Source organism: Micromonospora sp. NPDC049049 (assembly GCF_040649115.1).
GTDB lineage: Bacteria > Actinomycetota > Actinomycetes > Mycobacteriales > Micromonosporaceae > Micromonospora.
Genome location: NZ_JBEZEX010000063.1, coordinates 1 through 8,513 on the forward strand (window position 1 = coordinate 1; position 8,513 = coordinate 8,513).

General features: G+C 69.8%; 9 protein-coding genes. 1 reads left to right on the forward strand and 8 read right to left on the reverse strand.

Annotation, left to right across the window (positions count from 1 at the left end):
- Positions 1 to 461: 461 nt before the first annotated feature.
- The 8 genes from AB0B68_RS31945 to AB0B68_RS31980 form a co-directional block, all read right to left on the reverse strand.
- Entirely contained in the window at positions 462 to 911 is a 450-nt protein-coding gene (locus tag AB0B68_RS31945; RefSeq protein ID WP_355009957.1) for a metal-sulfur cluster assembly factor, read from the reverse strand.
- Positions 912 to 978: 67 nt separating this feature from the next.
- On the reverse strand, positions 979 to 1,452 hold the full coding sequence (gene sufU, locus AB0B68_RS31950) for a Fe-S cluster assembly sulfur transfer protein SufU (protein WP_091403700.1): 474 nt from the start codon (positions 1,450 to 1,452) through the stop codon (positions 979 to 981).
- Positions 1,452 to 2,756 carry a cysteine desulfurase gene (locus tag AB0B68_RS31955; protein ID WP_355009956.1) on the reverse strand — a complete coding sequence of 435 codons (1,305 nt, stop codon included), beginning with the start codon at positions 2,754 to 2,756 and terminating at the stop codon, positions 1,452 to 1,454. Before AB0B68_RS31955 ends, sufU begins: the two co-directional genes overlap by 1 nt.
- A gap of 20 nt (positions 2,757 to 2,776) precedes the next feature.
- Positions 2,777 to 3,550: a Fe-S cluster assembly ATPase SufC gene (gene sufC / locus AB0B68_RS31960; RefSeq protein ID WP_007462702.1), complete on the reverse strand. Its 774-nt coding sequence runs from the start codon at positions 3,548 to 3,550 to the stop codon at positions 2,777 to 2,779.
- Positions 3,550 to 3,876: a non-heme iron oxygenase ferredoxin subunit gene (locus tag AB0B68_RS31965; protein WP_357207738.1), complete on the reverse strand. Its 327-nt coding sequence runs from the start codon at positions 3,874 to 3,876 to the stop codon at positions 3,550 to 3,552. The genes sufC and AB0B68_RS31965 overlap by 1 nt, the downstream gene beginning before the upstream one ends.
- On the reverse strand, positions 3,876 to 5,075 hold the full coding sequence (sufD, locus tag AB0B68_RS31970; RefSeq protein WP_357207741.1) for a Fe-S cluster assembly protein SufD: 1,200 nt from the start codon (positions 5,073 to 5,075) through the stop codon (positions 3,876 to 3,878). The genes AB0B68_RS31965 and sufD overlap by 1 nt, the downstream gene beginning before the upstream one ends.
- Positions 5,076 to 5,164: 89 nt before the next feature.
- Positions 5,165 to 6,595: a Fe-S cluster assembly protein SufB gene (gene sufB / locus AB0B68_RS31975; RefSeq protein WP_074312771.1), complete on the reverse strand. Its 1,431-nt coding sequence runs from the start codon at positions 6,593 to 6,595 to the stop codon at positions 5,165 to 5,167.
- A complete protein-coding gene (locus AB0B68_RS31980) occupies positions 6,592 to 7,329 on the reverse strand; it encodes an HTH domain-containing protein (protein WP_357264739.1) in 738 nt (245 codons plus the stop codon). Before AB0B68_RS31980 ends, sufB begins: the two co-directional genes overlap by 4 nt.
- A 161-nt stretch (positions 7,330 to 7,490) precedes the next feature.
- On the opposite strand from AB0B68_RS31980, the gene AB0B68_RS31985 reads away from it, so the two are divergent.
- The gene (locus tag AB0B68_RS31985) at positions 7,491 to 8,456 is read left to right on the forward strand and encodes a COX15/CtaA family protein (RefSeq protein WP_357264736.1); all 966 of its coding nucleotides are present in this window, start codon (positions 7,491 to 7,493) and stop codon (positions 8,454 to 8,456) included.
- Positions 8,457 to 8,513 lie beyond the last annotated feature (57 nt).

Here is an 8,513-nt window from a genome sequence, read left to right on the forward strand (position 1 = left end):
GCCCCGCGCCCCGCGCCCCGCGCCCCGCGCCCCGCGCCCCGCGCCCCGCGCCCCGCGCCCCGCGCCCCGCGCCCCGCGCCCCGCGCCCCGCGCCCAAGATCCTCACAACATCCTCGATATTGCTGCCTCCGACACGCCGGAGACAGCAACATCCCTGATCCTGCGCAGATCTTGACGACGAACGCCGCCCCTTTGGAGATCGAAACCCCGGCCCTGGTGCCCCCGGCCACCAAGATCGCACTCGAACCAGGATGTAGTGGCCTCGGCGACGCACCGAGGCCACTACATCGAGGATCAAGCGCGATCTTGGGGTGTTCTGGGATCGGCCGAGGGAGCAGAGCCGAACCTCAGGCGGTCAGTCGGGGGTCGCGAGCTGGTCGCCGACCGCGTGCTGAACTGGTCTGGAAACGCGTCGAGCGCGGCACCCGGACGGGTACAGCGCTCGACGAAGTGGGATCGGTTCAGACGTTGAAGCCGAGGGAGCGAAGCTGGTCCCGACCCTCGTCAGTGATCTTGTCCGGGCCCCACGGCGGGAGCCACACCCAGTTGATCCGGATGTCGTTGACCAGGCCACCGCCGGGGCCGGTGGTCAGCGCCTGCCGGGTCTGGTCCTCGATGACGTCGGTCAGCGGGCAGGCCGCCGAGGTGAGCGTCATGTCCAGGGTGGCGACGTTCTCGTCGTCGACGTGGACGCCGTACACGAGGCCAAGGTCGACCACGTTGATGCCGAGCTCCGGGTCGACGACGTCCTTCATCGCCTCCTCGATGTCGGCGATCATGGCCTTGCTGACGCCGCCCGCAGGAGCGGCGGCGTCAGAGGTGCCGTCGGTCGTCGCGGCGTCGGTCTGCGGCACCACAGTGGTGTCACCGGCCTCCGGCGTCGCCTCAGTAGCAGCGATGTGCTCGCTCATGCCGTCCCTCCGCTTCGCTGCGTGATGCCGCAAGGCACCACTGTGTCATTCGCTCGCTGACGCTCGCTCACGCCTTCACCTCCGGGCTCACGCCCACACCGGCGCGTGCCGCGGCGTCCTTGAACGCCATCCACGGCAGCAGCGCGCACTTGACCCGGGCGGGGTAACGGGCCACACCCGCGAAAGCAACCCCGTCACCGAGCACGTCCTCGTCCGGCGTGACCTGGCCACGTCCGGACATCAATTCCACGAACGCCTCGTGCACCTCGAATGCTTCCCCGGCGCCCCGACCACGCAGCAACTCGTGCAGCACACTCGCCGACGCCTGGCTGATCGAGCAGCCCATCCCGTCGTACGAGATGTCGTGCAGCACTGTGCCGTCGGTGGCCACCCGGACGGTGACCTCGTCACCGCAGGTGGGGTTGACGTGGTGCGCCTCCGCGACCTGGTCGCCTGGGTCGTCGGCATCGCGCAGGCCACGCCCGTGCGGGCGCTTGTAGTGGTCCAGGATGATCTCCTGGTAGAGCTGGTCGAGCTGCATCAGTCGAACACCTTCCGTACCTGCTCCAGACCGGCCACCAGAGCGTCGATCTCCTCGGTGGTGGTGTAGAGGTAGAACGAGGCCCGGGTCATGGCGGGGACGCCGAACCGGCTGCACACCGGCTTGGCACAGTGGTGACCCACCCGCACCTGCACGCCGAGCGAGTCGAGCACCTGACCCACGTCGTGCGGGTGCACGTCACCGAGCGCGAACGAGATGGTGCCGCCCCGGCCCACCGGCACTGTCGGGCCGAAGATCCGCAGGTCCGGCACCGAGCCGAAGGCGTCCAGCGCGTACGCCGTCAGCTCCTTCTCGTGCCACTGGATGGCTCGCATCCCGACGCCGGTCAGGTAGTCCACCGCCGCGCCCAACGCGACCGCCTCGGCGATCGGCGGGGTGCCGGCCTCGAACCGGGCCGGCGGGGCGGCGAACGTCGAGCGGCCCATGGTGACCGTCTCGATCATCGAGCCGCCGCCCATCACCGGCGGCATGGCCGCCAGCAGCTCGGCCCGGCCCCAGAGCACACCGATGCCGGTGGGGCCGCACATCTTGTGGCCGGTGAACACGATGTAGTCGGCGTCCAGGTCGACCACGTCGAGGGGCAGGTGCGGCGCCGACTGCGAGCAGTCCAGCAGCAGCAGCGCGCCCACCTCGCGGACCCGAGCGGTGATCCGGGAGGTCGCGTTGACAGTGCCCAGGATGTTCGACACGTGCACCAACGAGACGATCTTCGTCCGTTCGGTGACCAGGTCCTCCAGGCCCGACTCGTCCAGCCGGCCCTGGTCGGTGACCGGGAACCAGCGCAGGGTCGCGCCGGTCCGCTCACAGAGCAGCTGCCACGGGACGATGTTCGAGTGGTGCTCCATCTCGGAGATCACCACCTCGTCGCCGGGACCGAGCCGGAACCGGGGGTCGGCGTCCGCGCGCAGCGAGGCGTTCGAGAAGGCGTACGCCACGATGTTGATCGCTTCGGTGGAGTTCTTGGTGAACACCACCTCGTCGACGCTCGGTGCGTTGATGAACGCGGCGACCTTCGCCCGCGCCCCCTCGTACGCCTCGGTGGCCTCGGTGCCCAGGGTGTGCACCGACCGCGACACGTTCGCGTTGTGCCGCGCGTAGTGCTCGTCGAGCACGTCGAGCACCTGGCGCGGTTTGTGGGAGGTGTTGGCGCTGTCGAGGTAGACCAGCGGGTGCCCGTTGATCTCCCGGTCCAGGATCGGGAAATCGGCGCGCACCCGGGCCACGTCGAAACGCGGCACGTCGTCGTACTGCGGCATCCCCTCGGGGATCGCGATGCTGGTCATCTCGGCAGCGCCTCTTTCGCTCAGGCCTTGGCCGTGCCGGCCCCGGCGGCGTACCGCTCGTAGCCCTCGGCCTCGAGCTTGTCGGCCAGCTCCGGGCCGCCCTGCTCGACGATCCGGCCGGCCACGAAGACGTGCACGAAGTCCGGCTTGATGTAGCGCAGGATCCGCGTGTAGTGGGTGATCAGCAGCACGCCGGTGTCGCCGGTGTCGCGGACCCGGTTGACGCCCTCGCTGACCACGCGCAGCGCGTCCACGTCGAGACCGGAGTCGGTCTCGTCGAGGATCGCGATCTTCGGCTTGAGAAGCTCCAGCTGGACGATCTCGTGCCGCTTCTTCTCACCACCGGAGAAGCCCTCGTTGACGTTGCGCTGGGCGAACGCCGGGTCCATCTGGAGGCGCTCCATAGCGCCGCGCAGCTCGCCACCCCAGGTACGGAGCTTCGGCGCCTCGCCGTCGATGGCGGTCTTCGCGGTCCGCAGGAAGTTCGCCACCGAGACGCCGGGCACCTCGACCGGGTACTGCATGGCCAGGAAGAGACCGGCGCGGGCACGCTCGTCGACAGTCATCGCCAGCACGTCCTCGCCGTCGAGGGTCACCGTACCGCCGGTGATCTCGTACTTGGGGTGGCCGGCGATCGAGTACGCCAGGGTGGACTTGCCGGAGCCGTTCGGGCCCATGATCGCGTGGGTCTCGCCCGACTTCACGGTCAGGTCGACGCCGGCCAGGATCGGCTTGAGCTCACCCTCGGGCAGCTTGACCGACACCTTCAGGTCGCGGATCTCCAGGGTGCTCATTATCGGGTCACTCCATTACTCGGCGTCAGGCTGAGGTAGATGTCGCCGTCGCGGACTTCGACGGGGTAGACGGGGACGGGTTCGGTGGCGGGCAGGCCGGTCGGCTCGCCGGTGCGCAGGTCGAAGCGCGAGCCGTGCAACCAGCACTCGAGCGTGCAGCCGTCGACCTCGCCCTCGGAGAGCGCGACAGCGGCGTGCGAGCACTCGTCGTACGCGGCGTAGAAGTTGCCGTCCTCGCCGTGCACCAGGGCGATCGGGGTGCCGTCGACGTCCGCGCGGATCGCGGTGCCCTTCGGCACGTCCTCGGTGGAGCAGAGCCGGATCATCAAGCGCCGGCCTTGGTCAGCCGGGCCTCGATCGCGTCGCCGAGGCTCTCCCGCAGCGACTCCACCGGGATCTTGTTGATCAGCTCGGCGAAGAAGCCACGGACCACCAGCCGGCGGGCCTCACTCTCCGGGATGCCCCGGGCCATCAGGTAGAACAGCTGCTCGTCGTCGAAGCGGCCGGTCGCGCTGGCGTGACCGGCGCCGGCGATCTCGCCGGTCTCGATCTCCAGATTGGGTACGGAGTCCGCCCGCGCGCCGTCGGTGAGCAGCAGGTTCCGGTTGATCTCGTACGTGTCGGTGCCGGTCGCCTCGGCCTGGATGAGCACGTCGCCCACCCAGACGGTGTGCGCGCTCTCGCCCTGCAGAGCGCCCCGGTAGCCGACGTAGCTGCGGCAGTCCGGCACATTGTGGTCGACCAACTGCCGGTGCTCCAGGTGCTGGCCGGAGTCGGCGAAGTAGACGCCGTACAGCTCGGCCTCGCCCCCGCGCCCGGTGTATTCCACGCTGGTGAACTGCCGGACCAGGTCGCCACCCAGGGAGACCTGGATGTGGATGACCTTGGCGTCCCGACCCAGCTTGATCTTCAGGTGCTGGACCTGGACCGCGTCGTCGGCCCAGTCGGCGACCGTGACCAGCGTCAGCTTCGCGCCATCGGCCACGGCGACCTCGACGTTGTCGGCCAGGGTGGCCGACCCGACGTGCTCCAGCACCACTGTCGCCTCGGCGAACCGGCCCACCTCGACGAAGGTGTGACCGAACGCCGGCTGCTCGACGCCCTCGCCGACCACCCGCAGCCGTACCGCCTCGCCGAGCACCACATCGGGGTCCACCCGCAGCAGCAGTGCGTCCGCGGCGGCACCGTAAGCCAACGCGCTGACCCGGTCGACCGGGATCAGCACGCTGCCGACGCGCTCGTCGTCACGGCCGACCCGGGTGATGGCGACGCCCTCGGGCAGGTCACCGTACTCGTGTCGGACCGCGCCGGTAGCGGCCGGCGCGTCGTCCGACGACTCCAGCTCGGCGCGGCTGGCGCCGCGCAGCGACCTGGAGCCGTCGCCGGTAAGGCCGCGCAGGCGCTTGAGCGGGGTGAAGCGCCACTCCTCCTCCAGGCCGGTGAGGGCCGGGAAGTCGGCGACGTCGTACGAGCGCAGCGCCTGCGACTTGGTGCTGGGCGGCGGCGCGGAAGCCTGGGTAGTCATGTCTTCCTTGGTCTGTCTGTTCCGTGACGACGAGTTGGGGCCGGGTGTGACGGGCCGAGGTTCCGGCCCGTCACGGGGGAACGGCGGCGTCAGCCGACCGCGCCCTCCATCTGAAGCTCGATCAGGCGGTTGAGCTCCAGGGCGTACTCCATCGGGAGCTCCTTGGCGATCGGCTCGATGAAGCCGCGCACGATCATCGCCATCGCCTCGTCCTCGCTCAGGCCCCGGCTCATCAGGTAGAAGAGCTGGTCATCACTGATCTTGGAGACGGTCGCCTCGTGCCCCATCGACACGTCGTCCTCACGGATGTCGACGTACGGGTAGGTGTCCGAGCGGGAGATCGTGTCGACGAGCAGTGCGTCGCACTTGACGGTGCTCCGGCTGTGGTGCGAACCCTCCAGCACCTGCACCAGACCCCGGTACGAGGTGCGGCCGCCGCCACGGGCGATCGACTTCGACACGATGGTCGAGGAGGTGTGCGGCGCGGCGTGCACCATCTTGGCGCCGGCGTCCTGGTGCTGACCCTCGCCGGCCATCGCCACCGAGAGCACCTCGCCCTTGGCGTGCTCGCCGGTCATGTAGACCGCCGGGTACTTCATGGTCACCTTGGAGCCGATGTTGCCGTCGACCCACTCCATGGTCGCGCCCTCGTGGCAGACGGCGCGCTTGGTGACCAGGTTGTAGACGTTGTTCGACCAGTTCTGGATGGTCGTGTAGCGGCAACGCGCGTTCTTCTTGACGATGATCTCCACGACCGCGCTGTGCAGCGAGTCGGAGGAGTAGAGCGGCGCGGTGCAGCCCTCGACGTAGTGCACGTACGCACCCTCGTCGACGATGATCAGCGTCCGCTCGAACTGGCCCATGTTCTCCGTGTTGATCCGGAAGTAGGCCTGCAGCGGGATCTCGACGTGCACGCCCTTCGGCACGTAGATGAACGAGCCACCGGACCACACCGAGGTGTTCAGGGCGGCGAACTTGTTGTCGCCGACCGGGATCACGGTGCCGAAGTACTCCTTGAAGACGTCCTCGTGCTCGCGCAGCGCCGTGTCGGTGTCCAGGAAGAGGACGCCCTGCTCCTCAAGGTCCTCGCGGATCTTGTGGTAGACGACCTCCGACTCGTACTGCGCCGCGACACCGGCGACCAGCCGCTGCTTCTCCGCCTCCGGGATGCCCAGCCGGTCGTAGGTGTTCTTGATGTCCTCGGGCAGGTCCTCCCAGCTGGTGGCCTGCTTCTCGGTCGACCGGACGAAGTACTTGATGTTGTCGAAGTCGATCCCGGTGAGGTCCGCGCCCCACGCCGGCATCGGCTTACGGCCGAACAGCCGCAGGCCCTTCAGCCGCAGGTCGAGCATCCACGCCGGCTCGTTCTTCTTGGCCGAGATGTCCCGCACCACCGCCTCGTTGATGCCACGCTGGGCGACAGCCCCGGCGGCGTCCGGGTCGGACCAGCCGTACTCGTACCGGCCCAGGGCGGCGAGCTGCTCTTCCTGGGTCAGGGGCTGGACGATCTGCTCGGTCATCTATCTGTCCTCACAGTGGTTACGGGATTACCGGATTGAGCACGGCCCGGCTGGGTCGGGATGTGCGTGGTGCACACCCCGTCGCCGTGCGCGATGGTGGCCAGACGCTGCACGTGGGTGCCGACCAGACGGGAGATGACCGCGGTCTCGGCCTCGCACAGCTGAGGAAACTCGGCGGCCACGTGCGCCACCGGGCAGTGGTGCTGACAGAGCTGGCCGCCAGAGGCGATCGTGGTCGCATTGGCAGCGTAACCCTCGCCCGTGAGCGCTGCGGCAAGTGCCTCGGCTCGCGCGAGAGGGTCGTCGCCCGCATCCTCCATGGCCGCCCGACAGCGCGACTCGAGAGCGGACACCTGCTCGGTGGCGAACGCCTCCACCGCGTCCGGGCCGCCGCTGCGGGCGATCCAGCGCAGCGCGGCGGTGGCCATGTTGTCGTAGTGGTGTGTGCCACAGCGGACCCGGGCGGCCTCGGTCAGCAGGAACACCTTCGCCGGGCGGCCCCGACCGCGACTGCCCTGCACGGGCTGCTCGCGGGCGTACACGTCACCATCCGCAAGCATCGCGTCGAGGTGTCGGCGGATCGCCGCCGGGCTGAGCCCGAGCGCCGCGCCTAGCTGCGCGGCGGTGGTGGCACCCTGCTCCAACAGCAACTGGGTGACCCGATCCCGGGTGGAGACCTCGGCCGCCGCCGGCCCGGCGGGGCCGACCGGCGTGGTCACGGCAGGCGCGGACACGGACGCGCCGACGGCCGGCACGGCCGTCGGCTGGTGCCCGGAGAGCGCCGCCGCGTTTTTCACAACGCCAACGTTACGTAATTACCCGGAGGGTCGCAAACCCGGGCCCCGGTGATCCCAACCACCGCACTGACGGAGTCGGACGAACCTCGATCACTACGGTGCGTAGGATTTGCGCCGTGAACCGAATCGTCCGTCCGGTCTCCGGCATCCTGCTGCGCCGCCTCGCGCTCGCCTCGATCATCGCGAACGTGGGCATCGTCGTCACCGGCGGGGCCGTCCGACTGACCGCCTCGGGCCTCGGCTGCCCCACCTGGCCCCGGTGCACAGACGATTCCTACATCACCACGCCGGAGATGGGCGTGTACGGCGTCATCGAGTTCGGCAACCGGATGCTGACCTTCGCGGTGGGTCTGATCGCGCTGGCCACGGTGCTGGCCGTACTGCTGCACCGGCCCCGCCGACCCGGACTCCTCGCACTGTCCGTGGTGGTCTTCCTGGGCATCCCCGCCCAGGCGGTCCTTGGTGGCATCACCGTGCTGACCAACCTCAACCCGTGGGTGGTCGGGCTGCACTTCCTCGCCTCGATGGCCGTGATCGCCGCCGCGTACGCCCTCTGGCGACGCATCGGCGACCCCGACGGCCCGACCGTGGCCGTGGTGCCCGCACCGCTGCGCGCGCTGGCCCGAGTCACCACCGGCGTCACCGTCGCCGTGCTGGTCGTCGGCACCTGGGTCACCGGCAGCGGCCCGCACGCCGGCGACCACGGCGCCGCCCGCAACGGGCTCGACCCGGAGACGATCTCCCAGGTGCACGCGGACGGGGTCTTCCTGCTGATCGGCCTGTCGGTGGCGCTGATCTTCGCGTTCCGCGCCGTCGGTGCGCAGCAGGCCACCCGCGCCGCGATCATCCTGGTCGCCGTGGAGTTGGGCCAGGGCCTGATCGGCTTCGTGCAGTACTTCACCCACGTGCCGGCGTTCCTGGTCGGCGCACACATGCTCGGCTCCTGCCTGGTACTGCTGGCCGCGCTGTCGGTGCAGTGGTCCACCCGGGAACGCCGCCCGGTCGCGCCGGCCCCCCAGGCCACCCCGACCGACGCCGCCGCCCCGGTACCAGTCACCGCCTGACCGCCTGACCGCCCGCGCGCCCCGCGCCCCGCGCCCGCGCGCCCCGCGCCCCGCGCC

Coding starts and splice junctions, on each gene's coding strand:
- sufC (WP_007462702.1), bottom strand. CDS start 3,550: ATGAGCACCCTGGAGATCCGCGACCTGAAGGTGTCGGTCAAGCTGCCC.
- AB0B68_RS31965 (WP_357207738.1), bottom strand. CDS start 3,876: ATGATCCGGCTCTGCTCCACCGAGGACGTGCCGAAGGGCACCGCGATC.
- sufD (WP_357207741.1), bottom strand. CDS start 5,075: ATGACTACCCAGGCTTCCGCGCCGCCGCCCAGCACCAAGTCGCAGGCG.
- sufB (WP_074312771.1), bottom strand. CDS start 6,595: ATGACCGAGCAGATCGTCCAGCCCCTGACCCAGGAAGAGCAGCTCGCC.
- AB0B68_RS31945 (WP_355009957.1), bottom strand. CDS start 911: ATGAGCGAGCACATCGCTGCTACTGAGGCGACGCCGGAGGCCGGTGAC.
- AB0B68_RS31955 (WP_355009956.1), bottom strand. CDS start 2,756: ATGACCAGCATCGCGATCCCCGAGGGGATGCCGCAGTACGACGACGTG.
- sufU (WP_091403700.1), bottom strand. CDS start 1,452: ATGCAGCTCGACCAGCTCTACCAGGAGATCATCCTGGACCACTACAAG.